The sequence below is a fragment of the Pyxidicoccus sp. M6 genome (assembly GCF_055568925.1).
On sequence record NZ_CM145714.1, the window covers coordinates 4,419,144 to 4,442,467 of the forward strand.

Below are 23,324 nucleotides of genomic sequence, written 5' to 3' on the forward strand. Positions count from 1 at the left end.
GCCCCGTTTGACGCTCCGCGGACACCCGCCTACCGTCCCTGGACGCCCGTTCCGGCGTGGATCACCACTAGAGGGGAGACGACAAGGCATGTGGGGCCGGCTCAGCTTGCGGATGCAGGTGGCCATCGCGGTGCTGGTGCCCTGCCTCGCGGTGGTCCTCTTCTCGTTGGTGTACTTCCCCGCCCAGCAGCGTGACGTCACCCTGGACCTGCTGGAGAAGCGCGTGCGGGTGGTGGGGCTGCTGATGGCGCAGCACCCGGTGCTGCTCGCGGCGGAGAGCGCTCCGGACAAGCAGGCGCTGGGCGTGGTGTTCAGCCGGCTCGAGTCGCCCAGCCCCGTGGACGGGCGCAGGGGCTTCACGGTGCACTACCAGGGGCTGCTCCGCCCGGACGGCACCGTGGTGTACGAGCACATTCCCCTGGCTCCGCCTCCCAAGGTGAAGGAGCCGGGCTCGGTGCCCCCGGAAGGCTGCGTGACGACCCCCTCGATGGCGCGCGGTGAGGTGGTGGTGCGCTGCGCGAGCGGCGGCCTCACCTACGTGGCGAGCTTCGGCGTGGAGGATGCGCTGTCGACGGGGACGGAGCTGCGCGGCTCCGCGCTGGGGGGACTGTTGGGCGCGCTGTTGGGCGGCCTGCTCCTGGCGCTGGTCATCGGCCGCAACATCGTCGAGCCCGTGTCGCGCGTGACGGAGGTGGTGCGAGATTTGTCGCGCGGGGACATGTCGCGCGGGGAACTGGACGTGCCGGCCACGGGCGAGGTGCGGCTCATGGCGCAGTCCTTCAACCAGATGCTCGGCACGCTGCGCGGCACGGTGATGGAGCTGGTGTCGCGGACGGAGCAGCTCTCCGGTGCGTCGCGCGGGCTGTTGGGCGCGTCCGCGGACCAGGAGCACGTCATCAGCCAGCAGGCCGCGTACGCGCAGCAGATTGCCGCGACGTTCGAGGAGCTGAGCCGCACGGCCGAGCAGATTTCCAGCTCCACCGAGGTGGTGGAGTCCGCCGCGCGCCGCACGCATGAAGCGGTGGCCGAGGCCATGGCCGTGGTGGCGCAGGTGGTGGCCGGCATCAACGACATCCGCACCGAGTCCAAGGGCGTGGCCGACGCGATTGTCGGCCTCAACCAGGACCTCCAGCAGGTCTCCAAGATTGCGCAGGTCATCAATCAGGTGGCGGAGCGCTCGGACCTGCTCGCGCTGAACGCGGCGCTGGAGGGCACCAAGGCGGGCGAGGTGGGGCGCGGCTTCTCGCTGGTGGCCGCGGAGATGCGCAAGCTGGCGGAGAACGTGTCCGCGTCCGCGCGCGACATCGCCCGCATCGTGGAGAAGGTGCAGGACTCGGGTGAGGAGGCGGCGGCCAAGGCGCGCGTGGGCATGGCCACCAGCGACCGTGGCGTGGAGGTGGCCGAGCAGGCCTCCTCCGTGTTCCAGCGCATCGTCGAGCTGGCGCGCGGGACCAGCGAGGCGGCCCGCCAAATCACCATCGCCACGCGGCAGCAGCGCCAGTCCAGCGAACAGGCCGTGCAGGGCGCGCGCAACGTGGCGGAGTTGGTGAAACAGGGAGTGGACGCCACGGGGCGCACCACCCGCATCGCTCAGGACCTGCAGGCCGTGGCCGAGGGGCTGACGGCCGTCACCAGCCGCTTCAAGACGACGCGGAGCTAGCGACTCACTCTCGCTGCCAGCGCACCTGGAACTCCACCTCGTCCAGGCCGCCCTCGCGCTCGTGCTCGATGTTGAAGTGCGCGCTGGCGGGGATGTGCAGGCGCTCTCCGGCAATCTGGATGCTGAAGGCCTTGCCGGCTTCAAGGGCATCCGCCAGTCGCCGCAGCTTCGCGACGAAATCCTTGCGCGGGTAGGTCTTCTCCAGGTCTCGGTCGGGACGTTTCTTGGCCATGGCCTCATCCTGCCAGCGATGTGGCCCGTGCATGCATGGCCATTCACCGAGAGGGCTTCGGGCGTTAGCGTGCGCGCACCATGAGCGCCCTGGATGTGACTCCCGCGCAGTTCCGCCGCCTCGCCGACCGGATTTCGTCTCTCGCGGAGCAGTGGCTCTCGGGATTGGACTCGCGGCGCATCGCTCCCGCCACCACGGGCGCCGCCACGGAGGCGCTGTTCGCGGACGGCCTTCCCGAGGTGGGATTGCAGGACGCGGCGTTGGAGTTGCTGAAGCCGGTCATGGACGGCTCGCGCGCGGGCAACGGGCGCTTCCTCGCGTATGTGTTCGGCTCGGGTGAGCCGGTGGGCGTGCTCGGTGACTACGTGGCCAGCGTCATCAACCAGAACGTCACCGCGTGGCGCTCCGCGCCCACGATTGTGAGCCTGGAGCGCTCGGTGGTGCGGAGCCTGGCGCGCGCGGTGGGCTGTGAGGGCTTCACCGGCAGCCTCACGGGCGGCGGCTCGGCGGCCAACCTCATGGCCCTGGCCATGGCTCGCGAGGCCGTGGCTCCCGCGAACGAGGAGGGCTCGCCCTCCGGCGTGGTGTACGCCTCGTCCGAAGTGCACATGTCCATTCCCAAGGCGATGGCGCTGCTTGGCCTGGGGCGGAAGAACCTGCGGCTGATTCCCGTCGACTCCGCGTGGCGCATGCGCCCCGAGTTGCTGGAGCGCGCCATCGCCGAGGACCTCGCGGCCGGTCGGCGCCCGCTGGCGGTGGTGGCCACCGCGGGCACCGTCAACACCGGCGCGGTGGACCCGCTGCCCGAGGTGTCACGCATCGCTCGCGCGCACGGCCTGTGGATGCACGTGGACGGTGCCTATGGGGCGCTCGCCGCCATGTCCCTGCCTGAGAAGTTCGAGGGCATGTCCCTGGCGGACTCGCTCTCCATGGACGCGCACAAGTGGCTCTACCAGCCGGCGGACTGCGGCGTGCTCCTGTTCCGCGATGCGGGCGCCGCGCGCAAGGCCTTCTCCTTCAGCGGTGACTACGTGCGCACGATGAACGCCGACGCGGTGGAGGGCTTCGCCTTCTTCGACGAGTCGATGGAACTCTCCCGCCGCGCCCGTGCGCTGAAGGTATGGCTCTCCGTGCGCTACCACGGCCTCGCGGCGTTCCGGGAAGCCATCCGCCGCGACGTGGAGAACGCGCGGCGCATGGAATCACTCATCCGCGCCGCGCCCACCCTGGAATTGCTTGCACCCGCGAACCTGAGCGCGGTGTGCTTCCGCTACGCGGGCAGCGTTCCCGAGGCGGAGCGTGATGCGTTCAACGCGCGGTTGATGGCTCGCATCAACGCGCGCGGCCGTGCCTATCTCTCCAATGCCACGCTGCACGGGCGCTTCGTGCTGCGCGCCTGCTTTGTCAATCACCGCACCTCGCCCGAGGACGTGGACACGGTGGTGGCGGAAGTGCTCGCCGCCGCCGGGGAGTTGTTCTGAGCTTCCCGGTGACGGACATGCTCACCGCCGCGAAGACGGCGCGGTAATCCGCCAGGGCCCGCGAGCCTGATACCGGGGCTCGCGGGCTCATGGCCCGCCCGTGCGCTACGGGCGGGTCCCCGTGCGCGCCGCGATGAGCTGGGTGAGCAGCTCGGTGCGCTGGCCGTCGGGGAGTAGCGTGAGCTGCGCGCCGCTCTCCAGCAAGCGCTGCGTCTCCAGCAACTCGAAGGTGGCCTCCAGCACCTCGGGGTCCTCGCCAATCTTCTTCAGCGCGGCGCCGACAATCTGGGGGCGCAGCGCGGCGGCGCGGGCGAACTCCACGGCGCTCTGTCGCTCGGCGGTGCTGGTGATGATGCTCACCTGGTTGGCGCCGTCCTGGCGGATGGCGCTCGTCACCTGCCGCAGCCGGTTGACGACCTTCTCTTCAATCTGCCGAATCATCTGCGCGTCGCGGAAGTGCACCTTGCGCACGTAGACGCTGCCCAGCTTGTAGCCCCACTCGTGGCTCTGGGGGCTCACCTCGGCGCGCACGGTGCGGCTCATCTCGTGCCGCGTCTCCAGCATGGCGGACAGCTTCATGTTGGACAGACAGCGCACGGCGGCGTTGCTCACGTTGGCCGCGAGGCTGCCGCGCGGGTCCGCGTTCTCGAAGAGGAAGCGCTTCGGGTCCGAGACGTACATCTCGTACCAGATGCCGATGCCCATCGGCGCGCCCTCCTCGGAGTTCACCGCCTGGCTGCGCAGGTACTGCTGGTCCAGTCGCAGGTCCACGACGTGGCAGCGGCCCACGAGGTTGACGATGAGCGCCTTCCACCCGAGCTTCGGCCACAGGAAGTGGAGGCCGGGCTCGTCCAGCGTGCACACCACCGAGCCGAACAGCACGTACACCCGGCAGGTGCGCTCCTGGACGATGGCGTAGAAGCCGAACAGCCGTAGCAGCGAGAAGAAGACGGGCAGGCCGATGGCCATGCCGAAGAAGCCGATGATGGCACCCACCAGCGTGCTAACCATGCTTCACCCCCATCAGCACCGCCTGGGCTTTCTGATACAGCCCGAGCCGGATGTTGCGCAGGTACGCCTGGAGCGCGCCCGGCCCGCTGCGCTTGAGCAGGGCCAGCTCGTTGGAGATGGCGACGAGGGGCTCCACCTCCGCCTGCGCCTTCAGCGTTTCGATTTCCACCGCGCGGCGGCTCTGGACGATTTTCTGGTCCGCGGAGGCCTGCGCGAGGCTGATGTCGCTGGAGACGTGGTTGTGCGCGGTGTTGATGGCGGCCAGCGCGCTCTCCACCTCCTGCGGCGGGTCGATGCCGGTGATGAGCGACGCCTCCAGCACCACGCCGTAGCGCGCCTCGCTGCCGCGGCACTCGTGGACCATGTGCTCGTTGAGGTCCCTCAGGTTCTTCCGCAAGTCATTGATGGACACGCCGGAGACGACGCTGGCCTCCAGGCTGTTGTCGTCGCGCGCGGCGGGCGGCGCCTCGAAGTTGGCGATGCGCTGGCGGAGGATGGAGATGAAGAAGCCCATGACGTGGGCCACCGGATTCTTCACGCCGAAGAGGTACGCGTAGAGGTTCTTCTCCGAGACGCGGTAGCGAATTTGCCCGGTGAGGCCGGTGTTGAGCTGGTCCTTGGTGACGGCGTCCACCACGGTGCCGCCCTGGTTGGCCTCGGGTGACTCCGGGTCGAAGGCCATGTTGAGCGTCTGCGTGGCGACGGAGACCTTGCGCACCTGCTCCCACGGCCACTTGAAGTACGGGCCGCCGGAGGAGATGACGCGGAGCTGCGGATAGACGTAGCGCTCCTCGTCGGTGCGGGCGAGCCCCTCGGAGAGCGGGCCGTCGCGGTTGGTGAGGTTGGCGCCGAGGCGCTCGGCGCGGCCCAGCCGCACCTTCACCGCGCGCACGTTCTGGTCGACGGTGAAGAGCCCGCCCAGCACGTAGCGCACGAAGAGATAAGTGAGTGCGCCCAGGAGCACTCCGTTGAAGAGTCCCTGGGCGAACGTCACCACTTCAGGGTCTGTCGGTTCCATGGCCCCGCAGCGTAGCAGGCCCTGGCGCCGCCCCCGACAGCCCCCCTCGAAGCCCTCTTCAGCTCCGCTTCGCGTTGCGGCGCCAGGCCAGGCAGGCGAGCAGCAGCAGGGGACTCCAGGCCAGCCCCGCCGACGCGCCCGAGCCGGTGCTGCACCCGAGCGAGGCCTCTTCCGGCGCCGGCACGGACACCGGCTTGCGCCGGCTCACCGTCACCTGGAAGGCACACGAGGCGCTGTTGCCCGCGGCATCCGTGGCCGTCATCGTCACCGGCGTGGTGCCCACCGGGAACTCGGAGCCGGAGGCCGGCGTCGACGTCACCGTTGGCGAGGACACCGCGTCCTCGGCGGTGGCGGAGGGGAGCTCCACCGTGGTGGGCTTGTCCGGGCCCACCCGGACGGAGACATCCGTGGGGCAGGTGATGGCGGGCGCCGTGGTGTCGCGCACCGTGACGGTGAAGGTGCAGGACGCGGTGCGGTCCTCCGCATCCCGGGCCGTGGCGGTGATGGACGTGGTGCCCACGGGGAAATCCTCGCCGGACGCGTGGCTGTACGTCACCGACACCGGGAGGCGGCCGTCCGTGGCGCTCGCGGCCGCGTACGTGGCGGTGGCGCCGTTGGGGCTGGTGGCCTCGACCACGACGTCCACAGGGCAGGTGATGGCGGGCGGAGGCGGCCTCGGCTGCACGGTGATGTCAAAGCCGCACGTGCCGGTATTTCCCGCCGCGTCCTTCGTGGTGATGGTGACGTGCGTGACGCCGACGGGGAAGACGCTGCCGGAAGCGTGGCTCGCGGACAGCGCGGGCGCGGCGGTGACGGCATCCGTCGCGACGGGCGCCGCGTACGTCACCGTGGCGCCGTCCGGTCCGGTGGCCTCAATGCCGATGTTCCCCGGGCAGCTCACTGCCGGCGGCGTGGTGTCCTGCACGACGACGAACGTGGTGCAGGTGTTGCTGACGTTGCCTGCTTCATCCTTCGCGGTGCCGGTGCGCGGCGTGGGGCCGAGCGGGAAGGTGGAGCCGGGAGTGGGCGAGTAGGTGAGCTCCACGGAAGTGGACGCGGCATCGGTCCACGTCGCCGCTGGCACGTCGGCCACGGCGCCCGCGCTGCTGGTGGCCTCCACCGCGAAGAAGGACTCGCAGGTGAGGACGGGCGGCGTCGTGTCGCGCACCGTGACGGTGAAGCTGCAGGAGCCGCCGCCATCCTGGCTGTCACGCGCGGTGGCGGTGACGGTGGTGGTGCCCCTCGGGAACGGGGTGCCCGTCGCCTGGCTGTACGTCACCGTGTACGGCGGATAGCCGTCAGTGACGAGCGCCGGGCCGTAGTCGACGATGGCGCCGTTGGGGCTGGTGGCCTCCACCACCTCGTCATTCGGGCAGGTGATGGCGAGCGGTCTCGGCACCACGGTGACGGTGAAGGAGCAGGTGGCCGCGTTGCCCGCAAGGTCCGTGGCCGTGACGTTGACGGTCGATGTGCCCAGGGAGAAGCGCGAGCCGGACAGCGGGCTGAAGAACACCGTCAGCGCGGACGCGGGCGTCACCGTGTCCGATACGGTGGCGGGCGGATAGAACACCTCCGCGCTGCCTCCACCGGTGGCAGTGACGGTCATGTCCGCAGGGCACGTCAGCTCCGGAGGCGTGGTGTCGCGCACCGTGACGTTGAAGCTGCAGGACGCGGTGCGCTCCTCCGCGTCCCGCGCGGTGGCGGTGACGGACGTGGTGCCCACGGAGAACACCGTGCCCGACTCCTGACTGTACGTCACCGACATGGGCGGCCGGCCGTCAGAGGCCGTCGCGGCCGGGTACATGACGGTGGCGCCGCTCGGGCCGGTGGCCTCGGCCATCACGTCCGCGGGGCAGGTGATGGCGGGCGGAGGCGGCCTCGGCTGCACGGTGACGTCGAAGCCGCACGTGCCGGTGTTGTTCGCCGTGTCCGTCGCGGTGACGGTGACGTGCGTGGTGCCCACGGGGAAGACGCTCCCGGAGGCATGCGAGGCCGACAGCGTCGGCGAGGTCGTGACTGCGTCCGTCGCCACGGGCGCCGCGTACGTCACCGTGGCGCCGTCCGGTCCGGTGGCCTCCACGGCGATGTTTCCAGGGCAGCTCACGGCGGGCGGCGTGGTGTCCTGCACGACGACGAACGTGGTGCAGAACTGGCTGACGTTGCCCGACTCATCCGTGGCGGAGGCCTGGCGGAAGGTGACTCCCAGAGGGAAGGTGGAGCCAGGCGCCGGCCAGTAGCTGAACGTCACGGTATTCGACGCGGCGTCCTGCCACGTGGGCTCCGGAATGTCGACGACGGCGCCCGCGCTGCTGGTGGCCTCGGTCCCCATGAACGACTCGCACGTAATCACCGGCGGCGTCGTGTCGCGCACCTCCACGCGGAACGTGCAGGAGCCCGTGCCGCCCTGGCTGTCCACCACGTCCGCCCTGGCGGGGGTGAAGCCCTTCGGGAACCGCGAGCCCGAGGCGGGCGTGAAGGTCACCGTCCGCGGATACGGGAAGCTGCCGTCGGTGAGCCGGACGATGCCCGGTTCGAGGTACACGAGGGCACCGGCGGGACTGGTGGCCTCGGTATACGTGGGGTCATCACAGGCGAGGGCGAGCTGTCTCGGCACCACCGTGACGTTGAAGGTACAGGTGGTCCTGTTGCCCGCTTCGTCCGTGGCCGTCGCGGTGACGAGCGTCGTGCCCAGGGGAAAGCGGTACCCGCTCGCGGGGCTGTAGAAGACGCCGATGCCCTGCGCGGGCGTGACGGCGTCGGAGACCACCGCGGGCGGGTACTCCACGATGGCGCTCTGCGCGGTGACGACCTCGGCGGTGATGTCCGCCGGGCAGGTGAAGGAGGGCGGCGTGCTGTCCCGCACCGTGACGTCGAAGCTGCACGAGGCCGTGTTGCCTTCGTCGTCCTTCGCCGTGACGCCCACGTGCGTGGTGCCCAGGGGGAAGGTGCTTCCTCGCGGATGCGTGTAGCTCACCGTGGGCTCGAGAGTGCCGTCATCCACCACCGTCGCGAGCGGATACTCCACCGCCGCGCCGCTGGCGCTGGTGGCCTCGGCGATGACGGTGGCCGGGCACGTCAGCGTGGGGGGCGTGGTGTCGAGCGGAGAGGGGAGCACGAGGCTCCACAGCTCCCAGCCCGATGTGCCGTCGTCCGCGCTGAAGTACAGCCGGTCTCCCGCCACGGTGAGCCTCCACGGAGAAGAAGTCCAGGCGCCCGGGGCCAGGTCCGCCACCATCACCGTGCCGGCCTCGGTTCCGTCGCTCACCCACAGTTCCTGGCCGTGCGCTCCATCGTTGGCCACGAACCAGACCCGCCCGCGCGCGGCCACCATGTACCGGGGCCGCGAGCTCTGTGTCCCTGGAGCGATGTCCTTGATGAGCACCGTGCCCTCCGCGGTGCCGTCCGTCCTCCACAGCTCCGCGCCATGCTCGGCATCGGCGGCGCTGAAGAAGAGCTGTCTGCCCACGGGCAGCAGGCGGCTCCCGTAGAAGGCGTAGTGGGTGGGGTAGTCCGAGCCGGCGTGCACCTTGACCGTGCCGGCCGCCGTTCCATCCGTCCGCCAGAGCGTGTCGCCCCACGAGCCGGTGAAGAAGTAGAGCGCGCCATTCCAGGCGGTGAGGCCAGACACGGTCGTGCCCGTGGCGCCCGGCGTCAGGTCCGCGACGAGCTGCGTGCCCACCTCGGTGCCATCGCTCTTCCACAGCTCGCGGCCGTGGGCGGAATCCGAGGCCGTGAAGTACAGCAGGTCTCCCATGCGTGTGAGCCCGGAGGGCGCGAAGCCGGTGTTCCCGGGGACGCTCTCGCGCACCCGCCGCGTGCCTTCCCCGGTGCCGTCGGTGCGCCACAGGTCGGGTCCGTGCGTGCCGTCGTCCGCCACGAAGTAGACCGTGTCCCCCACCTGGACGAGGTTGGAGAGCGACGAGCCCGTGGCTCCGGGCTGGAGGTCCTTCACGAGCCGCGTCCCCTCGGGCGTGCCGTCGCTCGTCCACAGCTCCGCGCCAGACACCCCGTCATTGCCGTCGAAGTAGACGCGGTCTCCCACCGCCCATATCTGCGTGAAGGCCGACATGTTCTCCACCGGGTGGATGTCCTTCACCATCCGGGTGCCTTCCGGCGTGCCGTCACTCACCCACAGGGTGTGGCCGCCCGTCGAACCGTGGGCGCGGAAGAAGAGCTTTCCTCCCGCCTTGACGAGCAGGTTCGGAAGGGAGCCTTCAAATCCCACCCGCACGTCCTTCAGCAGCGAGGTGCCCTCGGACGTGCCGTCGGTGCGCCAGGGCTCGGTGTTGCTGATGCCATCGTCGGCGGTGAAGTGGAGGATGCCACCCAGCTCCACGAGGCTCATGGGTGAGGAGGACTCTGTCTGCCTGCGCACGCTGCGGAGGGCCTCGGTCGTCGCCTCCGTGCCGTCGCTTCGCCACAGCTGTCGCTGGATGCTGACATTGGCCGTGAAGAAGAGCCGCGAGCCCGACGCGACGAGCTCCGCCGGCGCCGACCCATTCGAGCCGGGCCACACGTCCCTCACGAGCACCGTGCCCTTGTCGGTGCCGTCGCTCTTCCACAGCTCGCGGCCGATGGAGCTCGACTGGGCCGCGAAGTAGAGCGTGCCCTGCACATCCACCAGGCCCGTGGGCAAGGAGTCGGACGAGCCCGTGTTGATGTCCCGGACGAGCAGCGTGCCCGCCTCGGTACCATCACTTCTCCACAGCTCGCAGCCGGCTCCGGAACGAGCATTGAAGAAGAGCAGCCCACGCGACACGGCGAAATTATTCGGCGTGCAGTTGCTGGAGGTCGGCCACGGGGTGGCGCGGACGATGCGTGTGCCGGCAGCTGTGCCGTCGGTGCGCCACAGCTCGGAGCCGGACTGCCCGAGCAGGTGGATGTAGAGGACATCGCCGGCGGAGACGAGGTTGCTCACGTTGCTTCCCGCCGTGCCGGGGACGAGGTCCTTCACCAGCATGACATCGCCGGCCATGCCCTGGGTCCGCCACAGCTCCTGGCCATGCGTCGGCGAATACGCATGGAAGACGAGTGAGTCACCGAAGGCGGTGAGCAGCGTGGGATTGGAGTCGCCCCGCATGGGGTTGAGGTCCGCGACCATGAAGGTGCCCCCGGGCGTGCCGTTGGTGCACCACAGCTCCACGCCGCGCGTGTTGTCGGTGGCCGAGAAGAAGAGGAGGCCCAGTGCCGGCACCGGAGTCAGGTTGGAGGGAAGGTACGTGGTGATAGAGACGGGCGGCCGGAGCATCACTGTGCCCGCGGCGGTGCCGTCGCTGACCCAGAGCTCCGGCACGCTGTGCTCGCCCCTCGCCCGGAAGAAGAGCAGGTCGCCGAGCGCCGTGAGGAGCTCGGGGTTGGAGGAGCTCTTCCCGGGGAGGATGTCCTTGACGAGCACGGTGCCCTCGGAGGTGCCGTCGCTCTTCCAGAGCTCGCGGCCCGTCCGGTCGTCGTCCGCGACGAAGAAGAGGGTGTTGCCCACGGCGGTGAGCTCCAGGATGTCGGTACCGTCCTCGCCCGGGCTGAGGTCCTTGACGAGCTGCGTTCCCGCCATCGTGCCGTCGCTCTTCCAGAGCTCACGGCCGCCGTTTCCGACTCCCTCGAAGAAGACGGTGTCCCCAATGACAACCAGGTCCGTCGGGCTGTAGGGCTGGAGTTCGGTCTCCGGCCGGGCGTTGAGGTCCCGCACGAGCTGGAGCACCTGCCCCTGAAGCGCGGCGCTGGCCGTGCGCGACTCCTCCCGCGCCTCGGGCTTCGAGGCCGTGGGCGCTTCACAGCCGACCAGGACGAACGCCAGAATCCACCCGCACAGCAGCCGCTGCCCGCTTCGCATGACACAGTCTCCGGAAGTTCCGCGGTGCGCCCGTCATTGCACGCATGGCCGGGGGCCCCTCCCGCCTGCGGAACGGGCAGAGAATCCCCTCTCCACGAGGGGAAATCAATTGCATCCGCTGAATCACAGACAGTGCGGCGTCAGTCCATCAGCCGGTGGAGGCTGAGGTCCAGCCGGCTCTGGACCAGTCCCAGAAGACTCTCCAATTCCTGTCCATTCAGCTTCAAGCGCGCGGCCAGCTCGCGGTGGGTACGCTTGAGGAGCTTCTCGCGGGCCTGGGCGACGTGGCGGGCGATGCTGGAGCGGGGCTCGCCGTACATGGTTGCGATGCGATCCATGGTGAGGCCGTGCAGGTGGTGCAGGCGGAGCAGGGCGCGCTCGCGCTCGGTGAGCTCCGCGAGGGCGGACTGGAGGGACTCGGTGAGCGCCTGGCGCGAGTGGGCGTGGAGCAGGTCCTGCTCCGGGTCGCCGCCGGACAGCAGGCGCTCCAGGGCCCGCGGGGCCTCGGAGCCCAATTCCTGACGGCCGGCCTGGCTGCGCAGCTCGCGGGCGATGCGCGAGGCGACGATGCGCACCCAGCCGCTCAGCGCGCCCCGGCCGGAGAACTCGGCAATCTTGGGCGAAGACCCCGCCACACCCAGGAACAAACGCTGACGCGTCACCTGGAGCACTTCGTCCAGCGTGACGCCGGGTGAGGAGCTCAGACGCGAGGCGACCTTGGACAGCACGTGATGCTCGAAGTGCCGCAGGGCCTGGGGCTCGCCCGCGGCGCACGCGCATGCGAGGTACAGGTCCGCGGCGCGCAGGTGGCGGAGCGCGTCCTCGGCCGGGCCCTCGGAGTGGAGGTGACGCGCGAGGTGACGGAGGAACTGCTCCGGCGTGAGCGTCACGTCGGGCCAGGCCTCGCGGCCCTTCGCGAGGTGCCCTTCCAGCAGGGCTTCCAGGTCGGACACCGTGCGCAGCGCGTCCCGCTGCGCGGAAGGCACGTGTGACAGCAATTGCTCCGTGAGAGCGCCGGACGTCATCGGGTGGCCTCGCTCACGGTGGGCGGATGTTTCGCCTGCCATGCCGTCACCTCTCGCAACTCCACGCGCCCGCGGAGGCCCTGTGCCTCCAGCCAGTCGTGGGCCTCGCGGGCCAGGTCCATCGCGCGCTTCCTCGCCTCGGGCGAGCGGCGCTCCCACAGCGCACGGGCCAGCAGGAAGGACACGCGGGCCGCGTCGCGCCGGTCCAACCGCGCTTTCGTGTCGATGCGCCGCGCGCGCTCCAGCAGCGGTACGGCCTCCTCCGGCGCTCCCAGGCCGAGCTGCGCCTCCCCCAGGCACGCGAGGTCCAGCGCGGTGTCCGGGTTCTCCGCGCCCTGTGTCTCTTCGTCGAGCTTCAACGTGCGCTGGCACCGCGCGAGCGCCGCCTTCCAGGCTCCCGTCGCCAGGTCCACCCGCGCGAGGTCCCTCAGCGCACCCGTCGCCACCGCGCTGTCAGGGCCGTTCTCCTTCTCCAGCAGCGTCACCGCGCGCTGCAGGCTCCGCCGCGCCTCCTCGGGCCGCCCCGCGCGCAGATGGATGAGGCCCAGGTTGCGCAGCGCCATCTCCGCGCGCGGCGTGTCCGCGCCCAGGCCGCGCTGGATGCGCTCCAGCGCCTGCTGGTTGTACGCGAGCGCCTCGTCCAGTTGCCGCGAATCGTACGCCACCATCCCCAGCGCCGCGAGCGCGGTGACGGTGCTCGGGTGGTTGGGGCCCTTGCTGCGCTCGAACAGGGCGAGCGCCCGCTGCGCATGCTGCCGCGCCTCATCCAGGCGTCCTTCGCGCCGCAGCAACACCGCGAGGTTGTTGAGCGGCGCGGCGAGGCTCGGGTGGTCCTTGCCGCGCGCCGTCTCCAGCAGTGTGAGCGAGCGCTGGAACGTGGCCAGCGCCTCGTTCGTGCGGCCCAGGGAGACGAGCTCCGAGGCGACGTTGTTGAGGTTGAGCGCGAGCGCGGGATGCTCGGGACTCCACTGCCGCTCCTTCAGCGCATAGGCCTGGGCCCGCTGGTACAGCTCGAGCGCCTCCTCGGAGCGGAGCTGGCGCGAGCGGACGCGGCCCAGCCCGGAGAGGAAGTAGAAGGTGCGCAGCCGCTCGGGGCCGGTGGCCTTGCGCGACAGCTCCAGCCCCTGCGTGTACTCCGCCTCCGCCTCGTCCAGCTTGCCCTGCACGAGCCGCAGTCCGCCCATGCGCAGGTGCAGGTCCATGGCGATGGCGGGGAAGCGCTCACGGCCCAGCCGCTCCACGGCGGCGCGCGCGTGGTGCACGAGCCGGTTGGCCTCGTCCATCCGCGCCATCTGGTCACCCACCACCCAGAGCAGCAGCGTCCAGACGCGCGCGACCGTCTCGTCGTCGCGCCCGGCCTCGGCCGCCCACAGGGCCTTGTAGAGGATGTCCTCGGCCTCCTTCGGCTTGCCGGTGAGGCCGAGCAGGTACCCGTGCATCGTGAGCACCTCGCCCTCCAGCGGGCGGTAGTCGAGCCCCTTCAGGTCCTGGAGCAGCGCCGTGGTGACTTCGAGCGCCGAGGCATGGTTGCCCACCTCCATGCGCGCCCGGGCATCCGCCATCCGGCGGCGGGCCGCATCCACGCGGGGGCGCAGCGCGTCCGGAGGCTGCGGGCGCGTCGTCAGGGCGGGCGCGTCCTTGCACCCGGAGATGCCCTCCAGCGAGGCCACCAGCTGCGGCGCGTTCTGCACCGTCTGCGCGTCGGCCTTCTCCAGCACGTCGGTGATGGCGGCCAGGTGCCACAGCCGCGCGTCCAGGCACGCCGCCGTCTGCCATGTGGTGCTGCTGGCATCGCGCGCCGCGAGGCACGAGACGGTGCGCAGCGAGCGCCACGCGGAGGCCTGAGTGTCCAGCGCGGTGGAGACGGTCTCCCACGCGGAGGCCGCATGGGGCTTGCCGGTGGCGAGGAAGGCCGCGTGGATGCGCTCGCGCCGCTCGGGGTTCCAGACGGTGGCGAGCTTGTCCGCCTCCTGCGCGCATCTCGCCTCGTCGCGGTGTGCCACCACGTAGCCCACCGTGAGGCCCACGAGACTGGCCGCTCCGGCGGAGGCCGCCATCCAGGTGCGGATGTGCAGGGTCCTCGGCGCCAGCTCCGCGAGCAGCGCGTCCATGGAGGGGAAGCGCTCCTCCGGACGCGCGAGCAGGCCGCGCATCACCGCGCGCCGCACCCGCGCGGGCACCTTCGACTCGCGCTCCGGCGCACGCAGGCGTCCCTCGCGCGCCGAGCGCGCCAGCGCCTCCGGGCTGTAGCCCTCGAAGGGGCGCACGCCGTACAGGGCCTCGTAGAGCGCGACGCAGAAGCTGAACTGGTCCGACCGGGCATCCACACCCTGGCCCTGCTGCTGCTCCGGCGCCATGTAGGCCGGCGTGCCCACCGTCGCGCCCGTGCGCGTCAGCGGCGCCGGGGCGTCCGGAGCGCGCGGCACGGACCCGGGGCTTCCGCGAGGGCTCAGCCACCGGTTGGACGGGCGCGCGAGGCCGAAGTCCGTCACCCGCACCCGGCCGTCATGCCCGACGAGGACGTTGCCCGGCTTGAAGTCGCGATGCACGAGGCCCGCCGCGTGCGCCGCCGCGAGCCCGCTCCCCGCGTCGCGGAAGACGCGCAGCACCTCCTTCCACGGGCGCGGCGTCTTCAGCCACTCGGAGAGGGTGGTGCCCTCGACGAGCTCCAGCGCCAGGAAGAGACAGTCCCCGGCCACGCCCACGTCGTGCACGGTGACGACATGCGGGTGCGCGAGGCGCGCCAGGGCCTGGGCCTCGCGCAGCAGCCGCACGCGCAAGTCCTCCAGGTGGCGCCCCTCCGGACGCAGCAGCTTGAGGGCCACCTGCCGGTCCAGCTCCGGGTCATAGGCCGCGTACACCTCGCCCATGGCTCCCCGGCCAATGCGCTCCAGCACCACGTAGCGGGACAGGGTGGCGCCCTGGGCCAGCGCCGGCGGCTCCCCGGGGGGCTCCGGGACGCCCGGCTCGGAGCTGGTCCCCATGGCCACCTGCTCCTGACACGCCTCGCAGCCCTCCACGTGCGCCAGGACGCGCGCGCGCTCCGCCTCGGGGAGCTGGCCCTCGAGGAAGTCGCTCAGTGTCGTCTCGCTCGGGCACTCCATGGAGATGGGGAGCGTAGCAAAAACCCGGACCCCTCTTCTTTCCCTGGAATTTGCGGCATGGGGTGGAAGCCACCCCGAGGCTCACGCCGAGGCGCGGGCGCGGAGCTTCGCGAAGAGCTCCGGCGGCATGGCGGCGTCGCCGAACTTGTGGTCGGGGGAGACGGCCTCGCCATGGAAGTCGCTGCCGGAGGTGGGCACGAGGTCCAGCTCCTTCGCCAGCGCGAGGTACTTCTGCCGCACGCTGGGGTTGTGGTCCGAGTGGAGCACCTCCAGCCCGGCCAGCCCGGCCTTCGCCAGCGCGCGAATCTCCAGCCGCTCCATGCGCGAGGAGCCGGGGTGGGCGAGTGTCGCGGTGCCGCCGGCATTGCGGATGAGGCGGATGGCCTCCGCGCCGTCCAGCTTGTACCGGTCAACCCAGGCCGCGCCCCGCGTACCCAGGAAGCGGTCGAAGGCCTCCCTCACGTCCACGGCCCAGCCCTTCTCCACCAGCACCCGCGCCAGGTGCGGCCGCCCGAGCTGCGCGTTGCCCGCCATCGCGCGCACGTGCTCCATGTGCACGGGATAGCCGAGCTGCCGCATCCGCTCCACCATGGCCTCCATCCGCGTGTCGCGCTCCTTGCGCAGTCGCTCGGCGAAGCGGGCGATGTCCTCGTCGTCCGGCCGCAGGAAGTGCCCGAGGATGTGCACCTCGCGGCCGTGGATGAAGGCGGACAGCTCGATGCCGGGCACCAATTCCACCCCGTGCGCGCGCGCCGCCTCCGCCGCCTCCTCCAGCCCCGCCACCGTGTCGTGGTCCGTCACCGCCAGCACCGTCACCCCGGCGGCCGCCGCGCGCGCCAGCAGCTCCGACGGCGGGTACTGCCCGTCGCTGGCGGTGGTGTGCGAGTGCAGGTCAATCAAGGCGGGCTCCCAGGGGCGGGTGGTGCACCTCACACCTACGTGAAGCATGCACGCTTTCACACCAACTTAAGACGTTGGACGCGCCGGTGCAGCGGCCCGAATGTCCAGGGTGGACAGTCCCTCACGGTGTGTCGAAGCCGACCTCGCGGTCCCTGGAGCCGGTGCCTAGAGTGGCCGGCCTATGGGCAAGAAGAACGACACGACCATCGAGAACCGGGTGTACCTCTTCGAGTCGCTGGCCAGCAGCTACGTCTCCGCCGCCTCCGAGGAGCTGGGCTCGGACGACCCCGCCGTGCGCGAGCGCTCGCGGCGCGCGCTGGCGGAGCTGGCCTATGTCTCCTGTGTGGTGTCCGACACCGCGCACCTGTCCGCCGAGCAGGTGAGGGACCGGGTGCTGGGACTTCCGGAGCCGGAACGCGCTCGGGACGCCGCCGACGACAACGGCGGCAACGCCACCGGCGGCGGTAGGAAGCGCGGCAAGTAGCAGCGGGGCGCACCCGGCGCTCCCCATGGGGGGCGCGGGGTGCTATGTCGCCGCGCCATGGCCAAGACCTCCTCGAACCCGAAGAAGTCCCTTCGCGCCGCGTACTCCGGGGCGCGCAAGGCTGACCCCCGTCCCATCACCGGCAAGGAGAAGCCGTCGGAGCTGCTCGCCCACGCCTTCAGCGCCTACGTGGGCCGCCAGGAGCGCACGGCCTTCGAGCTGATGTCTCAGTCCATGGAGCAGGACGCCTCCATCTTCCTCACGCTCTCCGGCGCCATGACGCCCGCGGGCCTGCACCAGAGCTGCCTCATCCCCCTCATCGAGAAGGGCGTCATCAGCGCGATTACCACGACGGGCGCCAACCTCTACCACGACGCCCACCGCATCATCGGCCACGCCATCCGCGAGGTGAACCCCAACGCGGGCGACCTCCAGTACCGCCTGGCGCGCATCATCCGCATCTATGATTTGGGCTTCTGGGAGGAGGCGCTGCTCGACACGGACCGGCTCTTCTCCGCCATCATCCGGGGCCCCGAGTTCCAGCGGAAGATGACCACGCCCGAGTTCCACTACCTGCTCGGCAAGGCCATCTACCAGATTGAGAAGAAGCTCGGCGTGAAGCAGCCGTCGCTGTTGTCCACGGCGTACAAGCACGCGGTGCCCATCTGGGTGGGCGCGGTGCAGGACGGCTCCATCTTCCTCAACATCGTCAAGCTGAAGCGGCTGCTCGGTGACGAGTTCAAGTTCGAGCTCGACATCAACGACGACGTCTACTCCATGGCGGCCATGCAGCACTTCTGCCGGCACAATGGCAGCAAGCGGCTGGCCATCTGGATTCTGGGCGGCGGCGTGCCGAAGAACTACACGCTGCAGGGCGAGCCGCTGCTGGACCAGATTCTCAACGTCCCCACCACGGGCTTCGACATCGACGTGCAGTTCTGCGTGGACCCGGTGGACAACGGCGCGCTGTCCAGCTGCCCCGCCGGCGAGGGCCACACCTGGGGCAAGGTGTCCGTGGAGGCGGTGGAGACGGGCTCCGTCTACGTGCACACCGACGTGACGGCGGTGTTCCCCTGGCTGACGCACGCGCTGCTCAGCGAGCCGAAGAACAAGCGCAAGCCGATGCGGCTGATGGACCGCATGGCGGACGCCATCTCCTTCCTCGACGCGGACGTGCAGAAGCGCCGCAAGTCGCTGATGAAGACGCTGGATTGGAGCGTGGAGGACGCGGAGCCCTCCACCAAGGACGACACCCAGAAGCACGAGGCCTTCGTCCGCTGAAAAGGCGGATTCACCCCTCAGGAGCGCCGACATGAGCCAGCCGCAGACCCCCGCCACGGGCGTGGTGATGACCGTGGTCAGCCAGCCCCAGTTCAAGACGCAGCTCACCCACGGCCCGTCCGGCTCGGTGGTCGTCACCGAGGCGCCGCGCGACAACGGCGGCACCGGCGGCAGCTTCTCGCCCACGGACATGCTGGCCGCGGCGCTGCTGTCCTGCGCGGTGACGACCATGCACCTGTTCGCCTCGCGCGAGGGAATCACCCTGGGCGAGGTGACGGGCCGCGTGGAGAAGCGGATGACGCCCCCGCCGCGCCGCGTGGGTGAGCTGGTGATGGCGCTCCAGATGCCGGCGGGCCTGTCCGCCGACCAACGCAAGCGCCTGGAGGAGATTGCCCATGGCTGCCCCGTGGCCCGCAGCCTCCACCCGGACGTGAAGCTGCCGCTGACGTTCAGCTACCCGGACTGACGCCCGCCCGCCTGCCCCACGGCCGAGCCCCCTGGCCCCTGCTGCCAGGGGGCCGGGCCATGCCCACCCTCCGGGGCTGCGGGAGTGCGCAACCGGAGGGCAGGGCATGGACGCGAAGCGGCTGGGCATCTATCTCAACGACCACCTGGCGGGCTCGGTGGGAGGCATCGAGCTGGCGGTCCGCACGGAGTCGGAGAACCGCAGCAACCCGGTGGGCCGCTACCTCGCGGCGTTCATCCCCGAGCTGAGGCATGACCAGTCCGTCCTGCGCTCCGTCATGCAGGCGCTGGAGCTGAAGGAGGACCCGCTCAAGAAGCGCGGCGCGTGGGTCGTCGAGAAGCTCGCGCGCCTGAAGCTCAACGGCTCCCTGGTGCGCTACTCCCCGCTGAGCCGGCTGGTGGAGCTGGAGGGGCTGTGTACCGCCACCGAGGGGCGCCTGTCCCTGTGGCGCACCCTGGCCCGGCTGTCCGCGAAGGACACGCGCCTGGCCGGCTTCGACTTCGAGTCCCTCATTGCCCGCGGCGAGTCGCAGCAGCAGGCGCTCCAGCACCTGCGCGCCCGCGCCGCCGACGTGGCCTTCGCCGACGAGCCCGTGCCCTTCGGCGCGGGGGAGCCCGTCATCGCCAACCTGTAGACGTACGAAGCCCCCTGGCGCGGCGTGCGCGGCAGGGGGCTCCATGGGACTGCTTCAGCGTCTCGGGGCTTCAGCGCCCTCAGGTGCCCGACGGAGGCAGCGTGTTGCGCTGGCCCGAGCCGGTGTTGGGCTGGGGCACCAGGCGGAGCTGGTTGGCGCTGGTGGCGAAGCTCGCGTCCACCTCGCGCTCCAGGTACGTGTAGCCGGAGAGGCCGTCCTCGTACATGCGCAGCAGGCTGCGCGACTCGTCCAGGCTGATGCGGCCGTTGCGCAGCGCCAGCTCGGTGAACTTGCGCAGCTTCGCGACGAGGTCGTCCTTGTTGTAGCTGACGTAGTTGAGGACCTCCGTCACCGTGTCGCCCGCCACCACGTTGTCGATGAGGTAGCCGCCGTTGGGCCCCAGCGACACCTGCACTGCGTGCGTGTCGCCGAAGAGGTTGTGCAGGTCGCCCAGAATCTCCTGGTACGCGCCCACCAGGAAGATGCCCAGGTAGTAGTCGTCGTCGTTGAGCGCGTGCAGCTCCAGCGCGTCCTTCACCTCGCGCTTGTCGATGAAGTGCTCAATCTTCCCGTCCGAGTCGCAGGTGATGTCCGCGAGCGTCGCCCGGCGCGTCGGCTTCTCCGCCAGCCGGTGGATGGGCATCATCGGGAAGAGCTGGTCGATGGCCCACGAGTCCGGCAGTGACTGGAACACGGAGAAGTTGCAGAAGTAGGTGTCGCTGAGCGACTTCTCCAGCGACTCCAGCTCCTCCGGAATCTCCCCCGCCTCCTTCGCGATGCGCAGAATCTTGTGGCAGGTGGCCCAGTAGATGTTCTCCGCCGCCACGCGCTGCTCCAGCGACAGGTGGCCCAGCGAGAAGAGGGTGAGGCTCTCCTCCTTGGCGTCCTGGGCGTCGTGCCACGCCTCCAGGAGGTTCTTGTTGGTGACCTCCTTGAAGGTGGCCATCAGGTTGCGCACGACGGACGGGGCCTTGTCGTCCAGCTTGTCCGGCACCTGGGCCGGGTCGAACTCGCTGGTGCCCAGCACGTCCACCACCAGCACCGCGTGGTGCGCCACCACCGCGCGGCCGGACTCGGACACGAGGGTGGGGTGCGGCACGCCGGCGCGGTCACACGCCTCCATGACGCCGAACACCACGTCGTTGGCGTACTCCTCCGTCGTGTAGTTCATGGAGGAGGCGAAGTTCGTCTGCGAGCCGTCGTAGTCCACGCCCAGGCCGCCGCCCACGTCCAGGTACTTCAGCGGCGCGCCCTGGCGGGCCACCTCCACGTAGAAGCAGCCCACCTCGCGCAGCGCGTTCTTCACGTTGCGGATATTGGAAATCTGGCTGCCCAGGTGGAAGTGCAAGAGCTCGAAGGAGCCGAGCATGTTCGTCTCCTTCATGAAGCTGATGCAGCTCATCAGCTCCGAGGAGGAGAGGCCGAACTTGGAGCGGTCACCCCCGCTCGCCTCCCACTTGCCGGCGCCGCGCGTGGACAGCTTCACGCGCATGCCCAGCCGCGGGGCGATGCCCGTGCGGCGCGAGACCTCCGCGATGAGCGGCAGCTCGCTGGGCTTCTCCACCACGAGGATGACGTTGCGGCCCAGGCGCGAGTAGAAGAGCGCCGTCTCGATGTACTCCTCGTCCTTGTAGCCGTTGCAGATGACGAGCGCGTCCTCGTTGTCGAGGAGCGCCATCACCGCGAGCAGCTCCGGCTTGCTGCCGGCCTCCAGGCCGTAGTTGTAGGGCTTGCCCGCGTCGATGATGGTCTCCACCACGTAGCGGTGCTGGTTCACCTTGATGGGGTACACGCCCCGGTAGCCGCCCTTGAAGCCCTGGTCGGCCATGGCCTTGCGGAAGGCCTCGTTGAGGTGCACCACGCGGTGGCGCAGCACGTCCGTGAAGCGCAGCAGCAGCGGCAGGCCGATGCCCCGGCGGCGGACTTCGTCCACCAGGTCCTTCAGGTCCATGCTGGGAGCCTGCGGCCCGTCCGGATGGACGCACACATGGCCCTTGTCGTTGATGCCGAAGTAGGGGTTGCCCCAGTTGCGGATTCCGTAGAGCTCGTGGGCGTCAGCAAGGGTCCAGCGGTGCGGAGGGGCGTTTGCGGGCATCGGCGTCTCGAGGCTCCCTATGAAGAGGGGGTGACTCCCGTGAACAACGGAAGGGCGCGGGAACTATAGGAAAGCAACACCGCGATCAACAGTCGCCTGCCGCCAGGGCGGGCAGGCGGGCTCCGAGGCATCCGCCGGCCGCCAGAAGGGCAGGCGGGCGGGCACTGTTACATTCTGGTGCCTGTCGTCCCGCAGGCGAGCCTTCCATTCAATTCCTACCCTTTGTCCATAGGTCCGGGAGGACGCGTGGATAGAAGGGGAGGGTTCATGGAGTCGTCCGCACGCAGGGAAGACGCGGTGCTGACCCCGAGGGAAATCTTCGAGCGGCTGGACCGCTTCGTCATCGGCCAGGATGCCGCCAAGCGCGCGGTGGCCATCGCCGCCCACAACCACCTCAAGCGCGTGCAGGCGCGGCGGCTGCGCAGGACGTCGCTCATCAAGAAGTCCAACATCCTACTGATTGGCCCCACCGGCAGCGGCAAGACGCACATCGCGCGGAACCTGGCGGACATCCTCCATGTCCCGTTCACCACCGTGGACGCCACCGAGTACACGGAGGCCGGCTATTACGGGAAGGACGTGGAGGTGATGATTTCGGACCTCCTGTTCAAGGCGAACCACTCGGTGGAGGACACGCAGCGGGGCATCATCTTCATCGACGAGGTGGACAAGATTGCCCGCCGCTCGCAGGGGGCGCGCAACGGCGCGGGCAGCCGCGACATCGGCGGCGAGGGCGTTCAGCAGGCGCTCCTGAAGCTGCTGGAGGGCCGCGAGGTGTACGTGCCCCTCAACGTCACCCAGGCGTGGAACAAGAGCGACTTCGTGCAGGTGGACACGCGCGACATCCTCTTCATCTGCGCGGGGACGTTCAGCGACCTGCACGACTACGGCGACGAGGGCAGCCGGGCCATGGGCTTCGGCGCGGAGGATGCGGCGAAGCGCTCGCGGAGGCGGATTACGACGAAGCAGCTGGTGGACTTCGGCATGCTGGCGGAGTTCCTCGGCCGCCTGCCGGTGGTGGTGCAGCTGGAGAAGCTGGGCGAGCCGGAGCTCATCCGGGTGCTGACGGAGCCGCCCGACTCCATCGTCCGCGAGTTCCGCGAGCTGCTGGCCATGGACGACATCGAGCTGGACTTCACCGAGGGCGGGCTGCGTGAGGTGGTGCGCTACTCGGTGGAGCGCGGGCTGGGGGCCCGCGGGCTGCGCTCGATTCTGGAGTTCGTGATGGCGGACATCATGTTCGAGGCGCCCGAGCGCCGGCGCCGCCGCGTGGAGGTGGGCTCGGACTTCGTGCGCCAGCGGCTGGTGGGGCTGGACTCCGCGCAGATTGGCGTGTGAGTCAGTCCGTGTGCTCCGCCGCCTTGACGGCCGCTCGCAGGCGGGCGGCCACGTCCGGGTCCTGGATGAGCTGGAGCACCAGGTCGTTGCGCAGCAGGGCGGCGGTGTCGCCCTTCGCGAGCGCCTGCTTCAGCGCGTCGTCCCGGAGCAGCTGCTGGAAGCGCGCGTCCTTGCGCAGGGCCTTGTAGGCGGGGTCCTCCTGGAGGCGGCTGGCGGCTTCCGGGTCGCTGGACGCCTTGGCCACGCGGACGAGGTTGCCCACCTGGGAGAACTGCGTCATCTCGAAGAGGTTGAAGCGGCGGGCCACCCGGAGGGCCAGCGAGTCCTGCGTGGCGAGGCCGACGCGGCGGCCGGCCACCACGACGTGCTGCTCGAAGAAGGTGAGGGCGCTGAGCGCCACCCAGGCGATGAGGAGCATCTTCGCGCCGCCGAGGGCGAAGCCGAGGAAGCGGTCCACGCTGCGGTCCTCGTTGTGCTTGCCGGTGCTGAGGAAGCGCAGGAGCAGCGCGCCCAGCGCGTAGCGCACCGCGAGCCACACGACGACGAAGACGATGATGGAGCCCGCGATGATGCCGAGGAACAGCGGGCTGCCGAGTGAGGCCGCGAGCTTCGGGCCGAGGATGGGGCCCAGGCGGCTGGAGGCGAAGTATGCCGCCGCGATGCCCACGAAGTTCGCCACCTGCCGCGAGGCGCCGGTAAAGGCGCCGATGACGGCGAAGAAGAGCACCAGGCCGAGGATGAGGAGGTCGAATGCCATGGTGCCGT

16 protein-coding genes and 1 pseudogene are annotated in these 23,324 nt (G+C 70.2%); 7 read left to right on the plus strand and 10 right to left on the minus strand.

Annotated elements, in window-relative coordinates; genetic code table 11:
* Window positions 1-88: 88 nt before the first annotated feature.
* Window positions 89-1,660, plus strand: a complete 1,572-nt coding sequence (locus ACVTJA_RS17645) for a methyl-accepting chemotaxis protein (protein ID WP_465837573.1) — start codon at window positions 89-91, stop codon at window positions 1,658-1,660.
* A gap of 4 nt (window positions 1,661-1,664) precedes the next feature.
* Here ACVTJA_RS17645 and ACVTJA_RS17650 read toward each other — a convergent pair whose 3' ends face one another.
* Window positions 1,665-1,892: an amphi-Trp domain-containing protein gene (locus tag ACVTJA_RS17650; RefSeq protein ID WP_465837574.1), complete on the minus strand. Its 228-nt coding sequence runs from the start codon at window positions 1,890-1,892 to the stop codon at window positions 1,665-1,667.
* Between the two features lie 80 nt (window positions 1,893-1,972).
* On the opposite strand from ACVTJA_RS17650, the gene ACVTJA_RS17655 reads away from it, so the two are divergent.
* Entirely contained in the window at window positions 1,973-3,373 is a 1,401-nt protein-coding gene (locus ACVTJA_RS17655; protein ID WP_465837575.1) for a pyridoxal phosphate-dependent decarboxylase family protein, read from the plus strand.
* Window positions 3,374-3,478: 105 nt separating this feature from the next.
* Here ACVTJA_RS17655 and ACVTJA_RS17660 read toward each other — a convergent pair whose 3' ends face one another.
* The 7 genes and pseudogenes from ACVTJA_RS17660 to ACVTJA_RS17690 form a co-directional block, all read right to left on the minus strand.
* Window positions 3,479-4,384 carry an SPFH domain-containing protein gene (locus ACVTJA_RS17660; RefSeq protein WP_465837577.1) on the minus strand — a complete coding sequence of 302 codons (906 nt, stop codon included), beginning with the start codon at window positions 4,382-4,384 and terminating at the stop codon, window positions 3,479-3,481.
* A complete protein-coding gene (locus ACVTJA_RS17665) occupies window positions 4,377-5,402 on the minus strand; it encodes an SPFH domain-containing protein (protein ID WP_465837579.1) in 1,026 nt (341 codons plus the stop codon). The genes ACVTJA_RS17660 and ACVTJA_RS17665 overlap by 8 nt, the downstream gene beginning before the upstream one ends.
* Before the next feature lie 58 nt (window positions 5,403-5,460).
* On the minus strand, window positions 5,461-10,161 hold the full coding sequence (locus tag ACVTJA_RS17670; RefSeq protein WP_465840429.1) for an ELWxxDGT repeat protein: 4,701 nt from the start codon (window positions 10,159-10,161) through the stop codon (window positions 5,461-5,463).
* Between the two features lie 636 nt (window positions 10,162-10,797).
* Window positions 10,798-11,232 (minus strand): annotated as a pseudogene (locus ACVTJA_RS17675) (hypothetical protein); the annotation flags it as partial.
* A gap of 140 nt (window positions 11,233-11,372) precedes the next feature.
* The gene (locus tag ACVTJA_RS17680) at window positions 11,373-12,257 is read right to left on the minus strand and encodes a sigma-70 family RNA polymerase sigma factor (RefSeq protein WP_465837581.1); all 885 of its coding nucleotides are present in this window, start codon (window positions 12,255-12,257) and stop codon (window positions 11,373-11,375) included.
* Window positions 12,254-15,361, minus strand: coding sequence for a tetratricopeptide repeat protein (locus ACVTJA_RS17685; protein ID WP_465837583.1), 3,108 nt, complete (start codon window positions 15,359-15,361; stop codon window positions 12,254-12,256). The genes ACVTJA_RS17680 and ACVTJA_RS17685 overlap by 4 nt, the downstream gene beginning before the upstream one ends.
* A gap of 81 nt (window positions 15,362-15,442) precedes the next feature.
* On the minus strand, window positions 15,443-16,261 hold the full coding sequence (locus ACVTJA_RS17690) for a PHP domain-containing protein (RefSeq protein WP_465837585.1): 819 nt from the start codon (window positions 16,259-16,261) through the stop codon (window positions 15,443-15,445).
* A 181-nt stretch (window positions 16,262-16,442) separates the two neighbouring features.
* Here ACVTJA_RS17690 and ACVTJA_RS17695 point away from each other — a divergent pair, with 181 nt between their 5' ends.
* The 4 genes from ACVTJA_RS17695 to ACVTJA_RS17710 all read left to right on the plus strand — a co-directional run bounded on the left by ACVTJA_RS17695 (window position 16,443) and on the right by ACVTJA_RS17710 (window position 19,126).
* Complete coding sequence (locus ACVTJA_RS17695) at window positions 16,443-16,745, plus strand: hypothetical protein (protein ID WP_465837586.1); 303 nt, start codon at window positions 16,443-16,445, stop codon at window positions 16,743-16,745.
* Between the two features lie 57 nt (window positions 16,746-16,802).
* Complete coding sequence (locus ACVTJA_RS17700) at window positions 16,803-18,026, plus strand: deoxyhypusine synthase family protein (RefSeq protein WP_465837588.1); 1,224 nt, start codon at window positions 16,803-16,805, stop codon at window positions 18,024-18,026.
* Between the two features lie 31 nt (window positions 18,027-18,057).
* Window positions 18,058-18,492: an OsmC family protein gene (locus ACVTJA_RS17705; protein WP_465837589.1), complete on the plus strand. Its 435-nt coding sequence runs from the start codon at window positions 18,058-18,060 to the stop codon at window positions 18,490-18,492.
* A 106-nt stretch (window positions 18,493-18,598) separates the two neighbouring features.
* The gene (locus ACVTJA_RS17710) at window positions 18,599-19,126 is read left to right on the plus strand and encodes a hypothetical protein (protein ID WP_465837591.1); all 528 of its coding nucleotides are present in this window, start codon (window positions 18,599-18,601) and stop codon (window positions 19,124-19,126) included.
* Between the two features lie 79 nt (window positions 19,127-19,205).
* Here the strand turns inward: ACVTJA_RS17710 and speA are convergent, their stop codons facing one another.
* On the minus strand, window positions 19,206-21,221 hold the full coding sequence (gene speA, locus ACVTJA_RS17715; RefSeq protein ID WP_465837593.1) for a biosynthetic arginine decarboxylase: 2,016 nt from the start codon (window positions 21,219-21,221) through the stop codon (window positions 19,206-19,208).
* Between the two features lie 267 nt (window positions 21,222-21,488).
* On the opposite strand from speA, the gene clpX reads away from it, so the two are divergent.
* Window positions 21,489-22,559: an ATP-dependent Clp protease ATP-binding subunit ClpX gene (clpX, locus tag ACVTJA_RS17720; protein WP_465837595.1), complete on the plus strand. Its 1,071-nt coding sequence runs from the start codon at window positions 21,489-21,491 to the stop codon at window positions 22,557-22,559.
* A 1-nt stretch (window position 22,560) separates the two neighbouring features.
* Here clpX and ACVTJA_RS17725 read toward each other — a convergent pair whose 3' ends face one another.
* Window positions 22,561-23,316: a CvpA family protein gene (locus ACVTJA_RS17725; RefSeq protein ID WP_465837597.1), complete on the minus strand. Its 756-nt coding sequence runs from the start codon at window positions 23,314-23,316 to the stop codon at window positions 22,561-22,563.
* Between the last annotated feature and the right edge of the window lie 8 nt (window positions 23,317-23,324).

Excerpts from the sequence above, each read along its gene's own strand:
- ACVTJA_RS17645 (WP_465837573.1), top strand. The coding sequence starts at position 89 with ATGTGGGGCCGGCTCAGCTTGCGGATGCAGGTGGCCATCGCGGTGCTG.
- ACVTJA_RS17650 (WP_465837574.1), bottom strand. The coding sequence starts at position 1,892 with ATGGCCAAGAAACGTCCCGACCGAGACCTGGAGAAGACCTACCCGCGC.
- ACVTJA_RS17655 (WP_465837575.1), top strand. The coding sequence starts at position 1,973 with ATGAGCGCCCTGGATGTGACTCCCGCGCAGTTCCGCCGCCTCGCCGAC.
- ACVTJA_RS17660 (WP_465837577.1), bottom strand. The coding sequence starts at position 4,384 with ATGGTTAGCACGCTGGTGGGTGCCATCATCGGCTTCTTCGGCATGGCC.
- ACVTJA_RS17665 (WP_465837579.1), bottom strand. The coding sequence starts at position 5,402 with ATGGAACCGACAGACCCTGAAGTGGTGACGTTCGCCCAGGGACTCTTC.
- ACVTJA_RS17680 (WP_465837581.1), bottom strand. The coding sequence starts at position 12,257 with ATGACGTCCGGCGCTCTCACGGAGCAATTGCTGTCACACGTGCCTTCC.
- ACVTJA_RS17685 (WP_465837583.1), bottom strand. The coding sequence starts at position 15,361 with ATGGAGTGCCCGAGCGAGACGACACTGAGCGACTTCCTCGAGGGCCAG.
- ACVTJA_RS17695 (WP_465837586.1), top strand. The coding sequence starts at position 16,443 with ATGGGCAAGAAGAACGACACGACCATCGAGAACCGGGTGTACCTCTTC.
- ACVTJA_RS17700 (WP_465837588.1), top strand. The coding sequence starts at position 16,803 with ATGGCCAAGACCTCCTCGAACCCGAAGAAGTCCCTTCGCGCCGCGTAC.
- ACVTJA_RS17705 (WP_465837589.1), top strand. The coding sequence starts at position 18,058 with ATGAGCCAGCCGCAGACCCCCGCCACGGGCGTGGTGATGACCGTGGTC.
- ACVTJA_RS17710 (WP_465837591.1), top strand. The coding sequence starts at position 18,599 with ATGGACGCGAAGCGGCTGGGCATCTATCTCAACGACCACCTGGCGGGC.
- speA (WP_465837593.1), bottom strand. The coding sequence starts at position 21,221 with ATGCCCGCAAACGCCCCTCCGCACCGCTGGACCCTTGCTGACGCCCAC.
- clpX (WP_465837595.1), top strand. The coding sequence starts at position 21,489 with ATGGAGTCGTCCGCACGCAGGGAAGACGCGGTGCTGACCCCGAGGGAA.
- ACVTJA_RS17725 (WP_465837597.1), bottom strand. The coding sequence starts at position 23,316 with ATGGCATTCGACCTCCTCATCCTCGGCCTGGTGCTCTTCTTCGCCGTC.